We start from the raw sequence: 15,295 nt of genomic DNA on the forward strand, positions 1-15,295 counted from the left end.
CATGATCGATTCGAAGCAGCCGGTGCTGGAAGTCACCGGCATCCATAAAGCCTTCCCGGGTGTGAAGGCGCTGTCCGATGCCGGACTGCGCCTGTTCCCCGGCGAAGTCCACACGCTGATGGGCCAGAACGGTGCGGGCAAGTCCACGCTGATCAAGGTCCTCACCGGCGTCTACCAGCCGGACGCCGGCAGCATCGTGCTGGAGGGCCGGGCCATCCAGCCGCGCTCCACGCAGGATGCGCAGAACCTCGGCATCAGCACCGTCTACCAGGAAGTCAATCTGTGCCCGAACCTGTCGGTCGCGGAAAACATCTTCATCGGCCGCTATCCGCGCCGCTTCGGCATGGTCGACTGGCGCTCGATGCGGTCGCAGGCCATGGCGCTGCTCGCGCGCCTCGAGATCCACGTCGACGTCAGCAAGCCGCTCGCCGATTACCCGCTCGCGATCCAGCAGATGGTCGCCATCGCCCGTGCGCTGAACACGGAATCGCGCGTGCTGATCCTCGACGAACCCACGTCCAGCCTGGACGAGGCGGAAGTGCAGATGCTGTTCTCGGTGCTGCGCCGCCTGCGCGAAGAGGGCATGGCGATCCTGTTCGTCACGCACTTCCTCGACCAGACGTACGCGATCTCGGACCGCATCACCGTGATGCGCAACGGCGAGCGCGAAGGCGAGTACGCGTGCGCGGACCTGTCGCGCCTTGCCCTCGTCAACAAGATGATCGGCGCGCCGGCCGACGCGGAACACGCGACCGAGACGGCGGCCGCCGGTGAATCCAACGCACACGGCGAAGTCTTCCTGCGCGCCCGCGGCATCGCGCGCAAGGGCGTGCTGTCGCCGGTCGACCTGGAAATCCGCCGCGGCGAATTGCTGGGCCTTGCCGGCCTGCTGGGCTCCGGCCGCACGGAGACGGCGCGATTGCTGTTCGGTGCGGACAAGCTTGATGCCGGCAGCTTCGACATCGACGGCAGGCAGGTGAGCTTCTCGAACCCGCGCGACGCGATTCGCGAGGGCATCGGCTTCTGCTCGGAAGACCGCAAGCACGAAGGCGCGATCCTCGCGCTGTCCGTGCGCGAAAACCTGATCCTCGCGCTGCAGGCGCGACAAGGCATCTTCCGCGCCATTCCATTCAAGCGCCAGCAGCAGCTGGCGACCGACTACGTCAAGTGGCTGGGCATCAAGACGGCCAGCATCGAGACGCCGATCGGCACGCTCTCCGGCGGCAACCAGCAGAAGGTCTTGCTGGCGCGCTGGCTCGCGACCGATCCGCGCCTGATGATCCTCGACGAACCGACGCGCGGCATCGACGTGCGCGCCAAGCAGGAAATCATGGATTACGTCAGTAACCTGTGCCGCAAGGGCATGTCCATTCTCTTCATCTCGTCCGAGCTGCCGGAAGTGCTGCGCGTGTCCGACCGCATGGTCGTCATGCGCGACCGCAAGGCGTGCGGCGAATACCGGCGCGGTGAACTGGACGAGACGTCCGTGCTGCACGTGATCGCAGGGGAGACGGCATGAGCACGACCGGCGCTACCGTCAAACCGTCCGCGCAGGCAGGGGCATCGCGCACCGCCTGGCTGCAGCACCCGCTCGTGCGGCCGCTGGGCGCGCTCGTCGCGCTGCTGCTCGTCGACGCGTTCCTCGTGCCCGGCTTCTTCCACCTCGAGGTCAAGGAAGGCCACCTGTACGGCGCGATCATCGACATCCTCAACCGCGCCGCGCCGCTGATGCTGGCGGCGCTCGGCATGACCCTCGTCATCGCCACGCGCGGCATCGACATCTCCGTGGGCGCCGTCGTCGCCCTGTCCGGCACCGTGTCCGCGATGCTGATCGGCGGCAGCGAGCCCACGACGCCGATGGCGCTCGCACTGGCGGCGTCGCTGGGTGTCGCGCTGCTGTGCGGCCTGTGGAACGGCGTCCTCGTCGCCGGCATCAAGCTGCAGCCGATCGTCGCCACGCTGATCCTGATGGTGGCGGGCCGCGGCCTCGCGCAGCTGCTGACGGACGGCCAGATCGTCACCGTGTACTACGAGCCGTTCTTCTTCCTGGGCAGCGGCTATCTCGCCGGCCTGCCGTTCTCGCTGTTCGTCGTCGCTGCGGTGTTCGCGGTGACGCTGCTGCTGGTGAAGAAGACGGCCCTCGGCCTGTTCATCCAGGCGGTCGGCATCAATCCGGTGGCGGCGCGTCTCGCGGGCCTGCGCACGGCCACCTTGATCACCTTCGTGTACGTGTTCTGCAGCGCCTGCGCGGGCCTGGCCGGCATGCTGATCACGTCGAACATCAAGAGCGCGGACGCGAACAACGCGGGCCTGCTGCTGGAGCTGGACGCGATCCTCGCCGTCACGCTGGGCGGCACGTCGCTGGCCGGCGGCAAATTCAGCCTCGTGGGCAGCATGATCGGCGCGCTGATCATCCAGACCCTGACCTACACGATCTACTCGCTGGGCGTGCCGCCCGAAGTGAACATGGTCGTCAAATCCATCGTCGTCTTCGTCGTCTGCATCTCGCAGTCGAGCGAATTCAAGAACATCCTGCGGAGGTCCGCATGAGCGCGGTCGCAACCGGTTCCCGCGGCGTCACCAGTGCGCCGTGGTTCACGTCCCTCGTCACCGTGATCCTGCTGGTCGCGATGATGGGCATCGGCGGGTCCGTTTATCCGGGCTTCCTGTCGCTGCAGGTGATCTTCAATCTCCTGATCGACAACGCGTTCCTGCTCGTGATCGCGGTGGGCATGGGCTTCGTGATCCTGGCGGGCGGCATCGACCTGTCCGTCGGTTCCGTGCTGGCGCTGTCGACGATGATCTCGGCCTGGCTGCTGCAGCACGCCCACTGGCCGCCGGCCGCCGTCATCGCGCTCGTGCTGCTGCTGGGCGCGTGCTTCGGCGGCGCGATGGGCGCGATCATCCACCTGTTCAAGCTGCAGCCGTTCATCGTCACCCTGGCCGGCATGTTCCTGGCGCGCGGCCTGTGCTACCTGATCAGCGTCGAGTCGATCACGATCGATGACCCGCTGTTCACGGCGATGTCGCAGACGCAGGTGCCCATCCTCGACGGCTTCCTGTCGCCGGGCGCCATCATCGCGCTGGTCGTGCTGCTGGTCGCCATCTGGCTCGCGCACTTCACCGCGTTCGGCCGTGCCGTGTACGCCGTCGGCGGCAACGAGCAATCCGCCGCGATGATGGGCCTGAACGTGGGCCGCACCAAGGTCCTCGTGTACGCGCTGTCGGGCTTCTGCGCGGCGCTGGGCGGCGTGCTGTTCGCCTTCTACATGCTGTCCGGCTACGGCCTGCACGGTCAGGGCACGGAGCTCGATGCCATCGCCGCCGTCGTCATCGGCGGGACGCTCCTCACCGGCGGCTACGGCTACATCGCCGGCGCATTGTCGGGCGTGCTGGTGCTGGGTGCCATCCAGACGCTGATCGCCTTCGACGGCACGCTCAGCTCGTGGTGGACCAAGATCGTCATCGGCGCGCTGCTGTTCGTCTTCTGCGTCGTGCAGAGGGTGATGGGCGGCCGCGCCAAGCAATAACAAGTCACGTTGCCACGGCGCTGAACGTGCGCCCCCGCCGCGGCGGGGGCGACGTGGGCTTATTGCCCACCGAATAAACATAAAAACTGGAGACTACATGCTCAAGCCCCTGATCGCCGCGACGCTGCTCGCGACGACGGCACTCGCCGGTGCCGCCAACCCCATCACCAGCAAGATCTTCACCGCGGACCCCGCGGCCCTCGTCGACAACGGCCGCGTCTACCTGTACGTGGGCCGCGACGAAGCCCCCGTCGGCGGCAAGGACTACCTGATGAACGAGTGGAAGGTGTTCTCCAGCTGCGACATGCAGAACTGGACCGAGCATCCGGCCGGCGTGCCGTTTTCCATTTTCAAATGGGCGGCCAAGGATGCCTGGGCCACCGACGTCGCCAAGCGCAACGGCAAGTACTACCTGTACGTGACGGTCGAGCACAAGACCGTCCCGGGCAAGGCGATCGGCGTGGCGGTGTCCGACAGCCCGACGGGCCCGTTCGTCGACGCGCGCGGCACGGCCCTGGTCACGAACGACATGACGCACGAAACGCCGATCAGCTGGGACGACATCGACCCGGGAGTCTTCGTCGACGACGACGGCCAGGCCTATCTGTACTGGGGCAACACCGTCATGAAGTACGCGAAGCTGAAACCGAATATGATCGAGCTGGACGGCCCGATCCACACGGTGGGCCTGGAAGCGTTCACCGAAGCGTCGTACCTGCACAAGCACGCCGGCAAATACTACCTGTCGTACTCGCGCAAGTGGCCGGAAGAGACCGTGTACATGACGGGCCCGACGGCTACCGGGCCGTGGTCCTTCGGCGGCGTGATCATGGAAAAGAACGAGAATGTCGGCACGATCCACCACGCGATCTTCGATTTCAACGGCAAGTCCTACATCGCATATCACAACGGCAAGCTGCCGACCGGTGGCGAGTTCCGCCGCTCGGTCGCCGTCGAGGAATTGCACTATGGCCCGGACGGCAAGATCCTGCCCGTGCCCCAGACAGTACAAGGTCCTGCCGCCAATCCGTCGGCAGCCTGCAAGCGATAAAAGTTCCGCGTAAAACTACGCAGAACCGATATCGATAATGATATGATTGTCTGATGGACACGACCAATCCGAACTGGTTTCTCAAGGCCCGCCTCAAGACGCGTCAACTGCTACTCTTGATCGCGCTGGACGACTACCGCAACATCCACCGCGCGGCCGATGAGCTGCACATGACGCAGCCGGCCGCCTCCAAGCAGATCAAGGATCTGGAGGAGATGCTGGACGTCAAGCTGTTCGAACGCCTGCCGCGCGGGATGGAGCCGACGATCTACGGCGAAACGATGATCCGCCACGCGCGCATGGCCCTGACGAGCCTGGCGCTGGCGCACGACGACATCGTCACGCTGAAGGCCGGCCTCACGGGCCAGGTCGAGGTTGGCGTGATCATGACGCCCGCGATGGCGCTGCTGCCGCGCGCCATCGCCCGCGTCAAGGAAGAAGCGCCGCTGCTGCGCATCGGCGTGCAACTGGAAACCAGTAACCTGCTGCTGGACAAGCTGCAGCATGGCACGCTGGACTTCATGATCGGCCGCATCTTCGACACCGGCGACACTTCCGGCCTGATCTACGAAGAGCTGACGGAGGAACCGGCCTGCGCGGTCGTGCGCCCCGGCCATCCGCTGCTGGAGCGCAAGAACCTCACCTTGCAGGACATCGCGCCGCTGCCGTGGATCGTGCCGCCGCACGGCAGTATCCTGCGCTACCGCTTCGACATGATGTTCCGCCGCGCCGGCCTGGAGCCGCCCGCGAACGTGGTCGACACGACGGCGATGCTGATGATCACGGCGCTGCTGCAGCAGACGGATTCGCTGCACGTGATGCCGATCGAGGTGGCGCAATACTATGCGTCGCTGAACGTGATGCGCATCCTGCCCATCGAGATCCCGTGCAAGATGGATGCGTTCGGCATCATCCGCCACCAGGACCATCTGCTGTCGCCGGGTGCCGACCTGCTGTTGCGTGCCGTGCGGGCCGCCGCAAAAGAGATCTATTGAATCCAATGCACCAAAACGTTGCGTGCACACTTCATCATTTAAATATATTGCCCTGATTTAACATCTCGACATCGACTCGAATCTTTCCGTACCGTAACATTTCTGGGATGTGGGAAACCAGAAAAACGGGACATCCGTGCGGAAAGAGAGAACGATGAACATTCGAAATTTAAAAATTGGCAAGCGCCTCGCGCTGGGCTTCGGCTTCCTGTGCGTGGCGCTCGTCTTCATGGTCGGGCAGGGCACGATCATGCTGGGCCGGGTCAATGACGGCACCGACGAGATCGTCAACATGCGGCTGCCGCGCATGGAACTGACGTCGCGCATGCTGAGCGACGTGAACGACATCGCCATTGCGCTGCGCAACATGATGCTGGACGACAGCGCCGACGACCGCGCGAAGCAGGTCGCCAGCATCACCGCCATGCGCAAGGACCTCGACAGCCTGCTGGTGCAGCTCGACGGCCTGCTGCGCGCTCCCAGGTCCCGCACCTTGCTGGCGCAGGAAGTCGAACTCAATGCGAAGTACACGCAGGGGCAGGTCGACCTGATCCGCCTGATCGAGAGCGGCGACGACGCGGGCGCGCGCGCCTACCTGAAGACGAAGCTGCGCCCCGTGCTGGCGGACTACAAGGCCGTGATCGGCCAGCAGATCCAGGTCCAGGCCGGCCTCGCCAACGACACGGCCCGGGAAGCCCAGGTCATGTACACGAACACGCGCACCTTGATGATCGTGCTGGGCGCCGTCATGCTGGCGCTCGCCTGCGCGCTGGCCTGGTGGATCAGCGCCTCGATCACGCGGCCGCTGCGCCGTGCGCTGGACGTGGCGACCGCCGTCGCCGGCGGCGACCTGACGTCGCGCGTGGACGTCGACAGCACCTGCGAAGTGGGCCAGCTGCTGGGCGCCCTGAAGCGCATGAACGAGAACCTGGTGGGCACCGTCGGCACCGTGCGCGGCGGCACCGACGCCATCGCGCTCGCGTCCGGCGAAGTGGCGGCGGGCAACCGCGACCTGTCGGCGCGCACCGAGCAGCAGGCCAGCGCGCTGGAAGAGACGGCGTCGTCGATGGAAGAACTGACGTCGACCGTGAAGCAGAACGCCGACAATGCGCGCCAGGCCAACACGCTGGCCGCGACGGCATCGACGGTCGCGGCCAAGGGCGGCGACGTGATCGAGCAGGTCGTCGACACGATGGCGCAGATCCACACGTCGTCGAGCCGCATCGTGGACATCATCGGCGTCATCGACGGCATTGCGTTCCAGACCAACATCCTCGCGCTGAACGCGGCCGTGGAAGCGGCGCGCGCCGGCGAGCAGGGCCGCGGCTTCGCCGTCGTGGCGGGCGAAGTGCGCAACCTGGCGCAGCGCTCGGCCGCCGCCGCCAGGGAGATCAAGACGCTGATCGCCGACTCCACCAGCAAGGTCGACACGGGCAGCTCGCTCGTGCGCGAGGCGGGCAGCACGATGGGCGAGATCGTCGACAGCGTGCGCCGCGTGGCCGACATCCTCACGGAGATCACGGCCGCGAGCCAGGAGCAGAGCGCCGGCATCGAACAGATCAACCAGGCCATCACGCAGATGGACGACGTGACCCAGCAGAATGCGGCCCTCGTCGAGCAGGCGGCCGCCGCGTCGCAGGCGATGCAGGACCAGGCCGCGCGCCTGGCGGAGGCCGTGGCCGTGTTCCGGCTCGACGGCGGCGCGCCGGCGGCAGCGCCGACACGTGCGATGACTTCCGCGCCTGCACCGCGCTTGAGCAAGCCGGTTGCGAAGGCGCCGGCCCGTCCGCAGGCCACTGCCGCGAAGGTGTCCGCCGAGAGCGACTGGGAAGCGTTCTGACCGTTATTGCCTTTTCGTCCAGCTTGCGATTGTGATAGGCTGTCCGGTGCATCCGGCTCATGGCCGCTGCACCGTCACTGTCTTTACAAGGATACGCATGACTGGCTTCGTCATTACGCCTCCCGCCGTCCCGGCCCTCGCCGTGGCCGGCTCCGACCAGGTTTTCCCGCTGCGGCGCGTGTTCTGCGTGGGCCGCAACTACGCGGCCCACGCGCGCGAGATGGGTTCCGATCCGAACCGCGAACCGCCGTTCTTCTTCACCAAGCCGGCGGACGCCGTCGTGCCGGCCGGCGGCACCGTGCCGTACCCTTCGTCCACGCGCGAGCTGCATCACGAAGTCGAACTGGTCGTCGCACTGAAAGGCGGCGGCACGAACATCGCGCCGGAACAGGCGCTGGACCTCGTGTGGGGCTATGGCGTGGGCCTGGACCTGACGCGGCGCGACCTGCAGGCCGTCGCCAAGAAGGATGGCCGCCCGTGGGACATGGCGAAAGGCTTCGACGCCTCCGCGCCGTGCAGCCCGCTGATCCCCGTCGCGCGCACCGGCCACCCGCAAGAAGCGCGCATCTGGCTCGAAGTGAACGGCCAGCTCAAGCAGGAGGGCAACCTGAACGAAATGATCTGGCCGATCCCCGACGTGATCGCGGCCCTGTCGCGCCTCGTCGCGCTGGCGCCGGGTGACCTGATCTACACGGGCACGCCGGCCGGCGTGGACGCGCTGAACCCGGGCGACAAGGTGCGCGGCGGCGTCGACGGCGTGACTTCGTTCGAACTCGAGATCGGCGCGGCAGAATGAGGGTAATGCGGAAGACGGTCCTGCAGATCGGAGGCTTCGCGCCCGAGATCCAGGCCCGGATCGACGCCGAATTCCGCTGCGTCGGCCTCGCGGATCTCGAGCGCGAGCCCGGCCTGGCGAGCGAGGTCGGCGCCATCCTCACGCGCAGCAACCAGGAGGTGCCGGAAGACGTGGTGCGGCGCCTGCCGGCGCTGGAAATCATCGCCACGTGCGGCGTCGGCTACGACCTGATTCCGCGCGCGCTTGCGGCCGAACGGGGCATCGTCGTCGCCAACACGCCGGACGTGCTGAACGCGGCCGTGGCCGAGCTGTGCATCGGCTCCCTGCTGGCGCTGCTGCGCCGCCTGCCGCAGGCCGACCGCTACGTGCGCGCGGGCGCCTGGACGAACGCGAACTTCCCGCTGGCGACGAGCCTCGCGGGCAAGCACGTGGGCATCGTCGGCATGGGGCGCATCGGCAAGGAGATCGCGCGCCGGCTGGAGATGTTCGGCGTGGCGCTCGCCTACCACGGCCGCACGGACCAGCAGCTGGCGTGGCGCTACGAGCCCGACCTGGCCGCGCTCGCGCGCGATTCCGACATCCTCGTCGTCGTGGCGCCCGGCGGGGCCGAGACGCAGCACCTGATCGATGCGCGCGTGCTGCACGCGCTCGGACCGAACGGCTACCTCGTGAACGTGGCGCGCGGCACGCTCGTCGACGAGGCGGCATTGCTCGCGGCGCTGGAGCAGGGCACCATTGCCGGCGCGGCGCTGGACGTGTTCGACAACGAGCCGGACATCGACCCGCGCTTCTTCGCACTGGACAACGTGCTGCTGACGCCGCACCTGGGCAGCGCCACGCACGAGACGCGCGCGGCGATGGCGCAGCTCATGCTCGACAACGTGCGCAGCTGGTTCCGCAGCGGGCGCGCGCTGACGCCGGTCGAACCGGGCTGATGGTTGGTGGGCACGGGGTGCCCACCCTACGGTTGGATCCGTCGTAGGGTAGGCTCGCCGAGCCCACGCGGCCGTTAGTTGGCCATATTCCTGGCGACGATGGCGTCCGTCGCCGCCCGCGCCTGCTGCAACGGCTGGTTCAATACGGTGGTCGCATAGGCCGGCGCCGGCGCGGCCACCGTGCCCAGCGCGCTGCCGCCTTTCTGGCTGATGTCCACGTCGACCGTGGCCGACAGGCCCACGCGCAGCGGATGCGCCGCGAGTTCCTTCGGATCGAGCGAGATGCGCACCGGCACCCGCTGCACGACCTTGATCCAGTTGCCCGTCGCGTTCTGCGCCGGCAGCAGCGAGAACGCGCTCCCCGTGCCCGCGCCGAGGCCCACGACCTTGCCGTGGTAGACGACCTTGCCGCCGTAGATGTCCGCCTCGATGGTGGCCGCCTGGCCCACGCGGATGTCGCGCAGTTCCGATTCCTTGAAGTTGGCGTCGACCCACAGCTGGTCCAGCGGCACGATCGACAGCAGCGGCGCCCCCGGTGCGATGCGGCTGCCGACCTGCACGCTGCGCTTGGCCACATAGCCCGACACCGGCGCGACGATGGCGTTGCGGCGCGCGGCGAGCCACGCGGACAGGTAGTCGGCCTTCGCGGCCAGCACGTTCGGGTGTTCGGCCGGGGAGACGCCGGCCACCGTCACGCGCGCGGCCGCCAGCTGCTTCTGCGCGACGACGAGCGCCGCCCGCGCATCGTCGACGGCGCGGCGGGCGTGCGCCACGTCTTCGCCGGAGACGATGTTGTCCGCGGCCAGCGGCGCGCGCCGTGCCAGGTCTTCCTGCTTCGACTTCAGTTCCACGCGGCGCTGGTCGACGAGGGCCTCGTACTGCGCCACGTTCGTGTAGCGCTCGCGCTGCTGGCGCACGGCGGTGCCCAGCCGCGCCTCGGCCTGGGCCAGCGCGACCTCGGCATCGGATGGATCGAGGCGCACGATCTCCGTGCCCGCCTGCACGAGCTGGGTCTCGTCGGCGCGGATCTCGACGACGCTGCCCGTCACCTGCGACGACACGTTCACGAGGTTGCCGCCGATGTAGGCGTTGTCCGTCTCGACGCGCTTCGACAGGACCAGGGCGTAATAGGCCGAATAGGCCGCGCCGGCGGCGAGGAAGGCGGCGGTGATGCCGGCCAGGACGACGCGGCGCTTGTTGTTGGTGGGTGCTTGGGTGCTCATGGTTTATTTGGTATTCGATTGGGTGTGATAACCGCCGCCGAGCGCCTTCACGAGGGCGACCTGCGTCTGCAGGCGGGCATCCGTCAACTGCAGGTCGACGTCGCGCTGGCGCAGCACGGCCAGCCGCGCCTGCAGGACCGCGGCGCGGTCGGCGAGGCCGCGCCGCATGCGCGCCTCGGCGTTCGCGGCCAGCCTGCGGCTCGCGTCAATGGTCGCGGCGTGTGCTGCCGCCTCCTGCGCGATGCCTTGCAGGGTGGCCGCTTCGCGCGCGACGTCGCGCACCGCGTTCAGCACGGCCTCGTTGTACTCGGCCAGCAATTCGTCGCGGCTGCTGCGCGCCTGGCCCAGCTGGGCGTGCAGGCGGCCACTGTCGAACAGGGGCAGGTCCAGCGTTGCGCCGATCAGTGGGGTGCGGCTCGGGTAGCGCAGCAGCTTGCCGAGCGACGTCGCATCGAGGCCGATGGCCGCGGCGAGATTGATGTCGGGCCGGAACGCGGCTTCGCTCGCGGCCACGCGGCCCAGCTGCGCCTCGACGCGCCAGCGCGCGGCCTGCAGGTCGGGCCGGCGCGCGAGCAGCTCCATGCCCAGCTCGCGCGGGACGGCGTCGCTTGCCGGTACGGGCTGGAAGCGGGCGAGGTCGGTCAATGCGGTGGCGTCGCCCCCGATCAGCGCGCGCTGGCCTTCGCGTTCGCGCGCGGCGTCCGTGTCGTAGCGCGCGGCCTGTTCCTGCAGGCTGGCGAGGTCCTGCTCCGCACTTTGCAGGCTGTCGAGACTCACGAGCCCGTGGGCCATGCGGGCCTTGCGGCCGGCGATGACGTCGCGCTGCACGGCGATGAGGGCGTTCGTGTTGTCCTGGCGCGCCCACAGCATTTGCAGGCGCAGATAGCTTTGCACGACGGACGCCGCCAGCACCTGGCGCGCCTGCGCGCTTTCCGCGGCGGCCGCATTCGTCTCGCCCAGCGCGGCGGCGATGAGGGCGCGGTGCTTGCCCCACCAGTCGACGTCGTAGCTGGCGCGCAGGGACACGCTGGCGTCGTTGAACCACGCCCCGCCGATCGGCGGCGGGAAGAAGCCGTTCGACGAATAGCGCTGGCGGTTCAGGCCCGAGGCCAGGTCGACCTTGGCGCCTTCGTTGGCGACTTCCGCGCCGAACGCGGCGCGGGCGCGGGCGACGCGCGCGGCGGCGACGCCGAGCGTCGGGTTGTCGCGCAGGGCGCGGGCCACGAGCGCGTTCAGTTGCGGGTCGTGGTAGTCGAGCCACCATTGCTCGGCGGGCCACACGGTGGCCGGCAACTGGATCGCCGGCGCATGCTGGGCCTTGGCGAAGTCCGGGCCTGGTGCCTTGTTCGCGTCCGGCGGGACGCTGATGCAGCCGGACAGCAGCGTCAGTGCCGCGGCCGCGATGGGGATGAATTGGATGTGTCGCACGTTAGGGTCTTTCGGTCTATTCGAGGGCCGCATGGTCCACCTGCGCCGGCGCGGCGGCGGCCTTCGGTGGGCGGATCAGCAGCAGCATCGGGATCACGGCCATGGTCAGCAGCATCATCAGCCAGTAGTCGTCGACGTAGGCGATCATCGACGCCTGGCGCGTGATCTCGTTGTTGATGAGGGCGGGGCCGGCCTGCGTGGCCATGTCGTAAAGGCTCGTCGGATCGTGCACGGCGGGATTCGCCGCGGTGACCTGCGTGGCCAGCGACGCGTGCGCGATCTGCGTGTTGCGCACGAGGAGCGCCTGCACGAGGGCGATGCCGATCGACGAGCCGATGTTGCGTACGAGGCTGTACAGCGCCGTGCCTTCCGCGCGCATCTGGGGCGACAGGGTCGCGAACGTGGCGGCCGACAGCGGCACGAACACGAGGCCCAGCCCGACGCCCTGGATCACGCCGGGCCACACGATGTCGGATTGGGACAGCACCAGCGTGTAATGCGTCATCTGCCACAGCGAGAACGCGGTGATCGCGAAGCCGACGCCCAGCAGCAGCCGGAAATCGACCTTGCCCGTGAGGCGCCCGACGATCATCATCGCGGCCATCGTGCCGAGGCCGGACGGCGCCGTGACGAGGCCCGCGAGCTTGGCCGGATAGCCCATCAGGCCTTGCAGCATCGTCGGCATCAGCGCGCGCGTCGCGAACAGCACCATGCCGACGATGAAGATCAGCAGCAGCCCCGTGACGTAGTTCGCGTTCTTCAGCAGGCGGAAATCGACGAACGACTGACCGGCGGGGCGCGTCAGCGTGTGGCCGATGAAATAGGAAAACGCGAGCGTCGTCAAAATCAGTTCGACCCACGTCTCCGTCGACGCGAACCAGTCGTTCTGCTCGCCGCGGTCCAGCAGCATCTGCAGCGCGCCGATGGCGATGGACAAGGTGACGAAGCCGAACGTGTCGAAGCGGACGCGCCGGGCCGGATCGGCCGCGTGGATGTAGCGCCAGATGCCCCAGAAGGCCAGCGCGCCGATCGGCACGTTGATGAAGAAGACCCAGCGCCAGCTGTAGCTGTCCGTCAGCCAGCCGCCCAGCGTCGGCCCGAGGATCGGCCCGATCATCACGCCCATGCCCCACACGGCCATCGCGGAGCCGTGTTTTTCGCGCGGGTTGATGTCGAGGAGGACCGACTGCGACAACGGCACGAGCGCGGCGCCGAACACGCCCTGCAGCATGCGCGCGATGACGATTTCCGTCAGCGTCGCCGAGATCCCGCACAGCACCGAGGCAAGCGTGAAGCCGGCGACGGAGACGAGGAACACTTTCTTCAAACCGAAACGGTCGACGAGCCAGCCGTTCAGCGGCGTCGCGATGGCGGCGGCCACGATGAACGACGTCAATACCCACGTGATCTGGTCCTGCGACGCCGACAGCGATCCCTGCATGTGCGGCAGCGCCACGTTGGCGATGGTGCCGTCCAGTGCCTGGATGATCGTCGCCAGCATGATCGAGATCGTGATCATGGTGCGGTTGATGGGTGCCGCTGTCGTCACAGGCCGTCCTCGAGGCGCTTCCTGAGGGTTTCCAGCAGGACGGTCGCGGCGGCCAGCGCTTCGCGGTCGAGGCCGGCCAGCAGGTCGGCGCGGAACGGCTGCGCTTCCGCGAGCACCTCGGCGTAGACGGTCTTGCCGGTGTCGGTCAGCTGCACGAGTTTGACGCGACGGTCGGTGGGCGAAGGCGCGCGCGTGACGAAACCGTCGCGCTCCAGGCGGTCGAGCATGGACACCATCGACGGCCCCTCGACGCCGACCAGGTCGGCCAGCGCCCGCTGCGACATCGGCGCGCCCGACTTGGCGATCATCGCGATCGTCATCCAGCCGGACTGGCCGATGCCCAGGTGCTTGAGGCGCTTGTCCAGCGCGAGCCGCCACAGGCGCGCGCTCGTGTGCAGGGCCGCCGAGAAGCGTTCCTCGACCGACTCAGGTAGTTTGCTCATCATTAGCCATAAAATAGATAGGAACCTATCGATTTTATGCTGCGCAACCGAACTGCGCAAGTGACAACACCGGGGTCAGAGCCTAATGCCGTTCAGTTAAGACTGAACGGCATTTTTATTTAATCGTTGTAAACGCCGGGCATCGCTGTTAACCTTCGTCGCCATGTTCGACGACACTCTGCATTTTCTGGCAAATCATCTTGAGGCTCCCGACTGGGCAAGGTTGGGGGAGCATTTGCCATACGAATGGATCGAGCAGGCCGTCATGAGCACGGAAGCGACGAGTATCCGACATCGTCGCCTGCCTGCCGAGCAGGTTGTATGGCTGATGGTGGCACTGGCTTTGTATCGGCACAAATCGATCAGCGAAGTGCTGGATGATCTTGGTTTGGCGCTACCGGACGCGCAGACGCCGTTCGTCAGCAAAAGCGCTGCGGCCCAAGCGCGCCAGCGCGTCGGACCTGAGCCCTTGAAGTGGCTATTCGAGCGCTCGGCAAGGCATTGGGTGACGCAGGACAGGAAGGCTTACCTGTTCAAAGGACTGCAGCTGTTCGCCATGGACGGGACGACCTTGCGCACGCACGACACTGCGGAAAATCGCAATCACTTTGGCGCCCAGAGTTACGCCAGCGATACGGTCGCCAGCTATCCGCAAGTGCGCGGTGTCACCCTCACGTCGCTGCCCACGCACCTGGTGCATAGTGCCGCGTTCGGCCCATACTCGACCAATGAAATGCTGTACGCAAAGCAGCTTGTCGAGGCTATTCCGGATGAATCGCTGACGGTCTTTGATCGAGGCTTTCTCTCGGCCGAAATCTTGTGCGGCCTGACAGGCAGCGGCGCCGAACGGCACTACATCATTCCAGCCAAATCGAACACCAAGTGGGAAGCGCTCGAAGCCGAAAGCGACGATATGCTGGTGCGCATGCGTGTGTCGCCCCAGGCCAGGGCCAAGTGCGCAGAATTGCCCGAGTTCTGGGAAGCGCGCGCGATCACCGTCGTCGACGCACAGGCGCGCAAACGCATCCTGCTGACCTCGCTGCGCGACCGTCGTCGCTACAAGCCAAGCGATATCGCCGCCTGTTACGACAAGCGCTGGGGGATTGAAACGAGCTACCGGGAGCTCAAGCAAACGATGCTCGGCACGGCACTGACGCTGCGCTCGAAAACAACGGATGGCGTATATCAGGAAATCTGGGGAACGCTTATCGCCTACAACCTGATCCGGCTCGAGATCGCCAAGGCTGCGCTGGCGGTGAAGTGCGAGCCGACCGAGGTCAGCTTCATCCGGGCATTCCACCTGATCCAATTCGAACTGCACTGGGCCGGCGTCACGAGATCGTATGGAAAATTGCCTGCGTCGATGAGACACTTGCGGGAAAGGCTGGTTAGCCTCCTGAAAGACGAACGGCCCGGCCGCAAATGCGACCGGGCCGTCAAGGCAACGCCAAAGCGTTATGCCGTCCGGAAGGTCAAGAAGCTAGCTTAACTGAACGGCATTAGGG

The 15,295-nt window shown here is 66.9% G+C and carries 13 protein-coding genes; 9 read left to right on the forward strand and 4 right to left on the reverse strand.

The window, feature by feature from the left end; all coding sequences use genetic code 11:
- Position 1 precedes the first annotated feature (1 nt).
- The 8 genes from ACEN98_RS22675 to ACEN98_RS22710 all read left to right on the forward strand — a co-directional run bounded on the left by ACEN98_RS22675 (position 2) and on the right by ACEN98_RS22710 (position 9,147).
- Positions 2–1,519 carry a sugar ABC transporter ATP-binding protein gene (locus tag ACEN98_RS22675; RefSeq protein ID WP_413387208.1) on the forward strand — a complete coding sequence of 506 codons (1,518 nt, stop codon included), beginning with the start codon at positions 2–4 and terminating at the stop codon, positions 1,517–1,519.
- Positions 1,516–2,550, forward strand: coding sequence for an ABC transporter permease (locus tag ACEN98_RS22680; RefSeq protein WP_413337207.1), 1,035 nt, complete (start codon positions 1,516–1,518; stop codon positions 2,548–2,550). Before ACEN98_RS22675 ends, ACEN98_RS22680 begins: the two co-directional genes overlap by 4 nt.
- A complete protein-coding gene (gene yjfF / locus ACEN98_RS22685) occupies positions 2,547–3,530 on the forward strand; it encodes a galactofuranose ABC transporter, permease protein YjfF (RefSeq protein ID WP_413337208.1) in 984 nt (327 codons plus the stop codon). Before ACEN98_RS22680 ends, yjfF begins: the two co-directional genes overlap by 4 nt.
- A gap of 97 nt (positions 3,531–3,627) precedes the next feature.
- Complete coding sequence (locus ACEN98_RS22690) at positions 3,628–4,581, forward strand: glycoside hydrolase family 43 protein (RefSeq protein ID WP_413337209.1); 954 nt, start codon at positions 3,628–3,630, stop codon at positions 4,579–4,581.
- A 53-nt stretch (positions 4,582–4,634) separates the two neighbouring features.
- Entirely contained in the window at positions 4,635–5,576 is a 942-nt protein-coding gene (locus ACEN98_RS22695; protein WP_036238599.1) for a LysR family transcriptional regulator, read from the forward strand.
- A 154-nt stretch (positions 5,577–5,730) separates the two neighbouring features.
- Positions 5,731–7,416, forward strand: a complete 1,686-nt coding sequence (locus ACEN98_RS22700; RefSeq protein ID WP_413387209.1) for a methyl-accepting chemotaxis protein — start codon at positions 5,731–5,733, stop codon at positions 7,414–7,416.
- Positions 7,417–7,513: 97 nt separating this feature from the next.
- The gene (locus ACEN98_RS22705; RefSeq protein ID WP_413387210.1) at positions 7,514–8,212 is read left to right on the forward strand and encodes a fumarylacetoacetate hydrolase family protein; all 699 of its coding nucleotides are present in this window, start codon (positions 7,514–7,516) and stop codon (positions 8,210–8,212) included.
- A gap of 5 nt (positions 8,213–8,217) precedes the next feature.
- A complete protein-coding gene (locus ACEN98_RS22710) occupies positions 8,218–9,147 on the forward strand; it encodes a 2-hydroxyacid dehydrogenase (protein WP_413387211.1) in 930 nt (309 codons plus the stop codon).
- 74 nt (positions 9,148–9,221) lie between these two features.
- Here the strand turns inward: ACEN98_RS22710 and ACEN98_RS22715 are convergent, their stop codons facing one another.
- Genes ACEN98_RS22715 through ACEN98_RS22730 form a run of 4 tightly spaced genes read right to left on the reverse strand, consistent with a single transcriptional unit; the run spans position 9,222 to position 13,790 of the window.
- Complete coding sequence (locus ACEN98_RS22715; RefSeq protein WP_413387212.1) at positions 9,222–10,370, reverse strand: HlyD family efflux transporter periplasmic adaptor subunit; 1,149 nt, start codon at positions 10,368–10,370, stop codon at positions 9,222–9,224.
- 3 nt (positions 10,371–10,373) lie between these two features.
- Positions 10,374–11,798: an efflux transporter outer membrane subunit gene (locus tag ACEN98_RS22720; RefSeq protein ID WP_413387213.1), complete on the reverse strand. Its 1,425-nt coding sequence runs from the start codon at positions 11,796–11,798 to the stop codon at positions 10,374–10,376.
- A 16-nt stretch (positions 11,799–11,814) separates the two neighbouring features.
- Positions 11,815–13,317: an MDR family MFS transporter gene (locus tag ACEN98_RS22725; protein ID WP_160410626.1), complete on the reverse strand. Its 1,503-nt coding sequence runs from the start codon at positions 13,315–13,317 to the stop codon at positions 11,815–11,817.
- Positions 13,318–13,343: 26 nt separating this feature from the next.
- Entirely contained in the window at positions 13,344–13,790 is a 447-nt protein-coding gene (locus ACEN98_RS22730) for a MarR family winged helix-turn-helix transcriptional regulator (RefSeq protein WP_413387214.1), read from the reverse strand.
- Positions 13,791–13,953: 163 nt separating this feature from the next.
- On the opposite strand from ACEN98_RS22730, the gene ACEN98_RS22735 reads away from it, so the two are divergent.
- Entirely contained in the window at positions 13,954–15,279 is a 1,326-nt protein-coding gene (locus tag ACEN98_RS22735; protein WP_413380582.1) for an IS4 family transposase, read from the forward strand.
- Positions 15,280–15,295: the final 16 nt, after the last annotated feature.

Source organism: Massilia sp. CT11-137, assembly GCF_047302885.1.
Lineage (GTDB): Bacteria > Pseudomonadota > Gammaproteobacteria > Burkholderiales > Burkholderiaceae_D > Telluria > Telluria orientalis.

Excerpts from the sequence above, each read along its gene's own strand:
- ACEN98_RS22710 (WP_413387211.1), top strand. The coding sequence starts at position 8,218 with ATGCGGAAGACGGTCCTGCAGATCGGAGGCTTCGCGCCCGAGATCCAG.
- ACEN98_RS22690 (WP_413337209.1), top strand. The coding sequence starts at position 3,628 with ATGCTCAAGCCCCTGATCGCCGCGACGCTGCTCGCGACGACGGCACTC.
- yjfF (WP_413337208.1), top strand. The coding sequence starts at position 2,547 with ATGAGCGCGGTCGCAACCGGTTCCCGCGGCGTCACCAGTGCGCCGTGG.
- ACEN98_RS22680 (WP_413337207.1), top strand. The coding sequence starts at position 1,516 with ATGAGCACGACCGGCGCTACCGTCAAACCGTCCGCGCAGGCAGGGGCA.
- ACEN98_RS22700 (WP_413387209.1), top strand. The coding sequence starts at position 5,731 with ATGAACATTCGAAATTTAAAAATTGGCAAGCGCCTCGCGCTGGGCTTC.
- ACEN98_RS22730 (WP_413387214.1), bottom strand. The coding sequence starts at position 13,790 with ATGAGCAAACTACCTGAGTCGGTCGAGGAACGCTTCTCGGCGGCCCTG.
- ACEN98_RS22725 (WP_160410626.1), bottom strand. The coding sequence starts at position 13,317 with ATGATCACGATCTCGATCATGCTGGCGACGATCATCCAGGCACTGGAC.
- ACEN98_RS22735 (WP_413380582.1), top strand. The coding sequence starts at position 13,954 with ATGTTCGACGACACTCTGCATTTTCTGGCAAATCATCTTGAGGCTCCC.
- ACEN98_RS22675 (WP_413387208.1), top strand. The coding sequence starts at position 2 with ATGATCGATTCGAAGCAGCCGGTGCTGGAAGTCACCGGCATCCATAAA.
- ACEN98_RS22715 (WP_413387212.1), bottom strand. The coding sequence starts at position 10,370 with ATGAGCACCCAAGCACCCACCAACAACAAGCGCCGCGTCGTCCTGGCC.
- ACEN98_RS22695 (WP_036238599.1), top strand. The coding sequence starts at position 4,635 with ATGGACACGACCAATCCGAACTGGTTTCTCAAGGCCCGCCTCAAGACG.
- ACEN98_RS22705 (WP_413387210.1), top strand. The coding sequence starts at position 7,514 with ATGACTGGCTTCGTCATTACGCCTCCCGCCGTCCCGGCCCTCGCCGTG.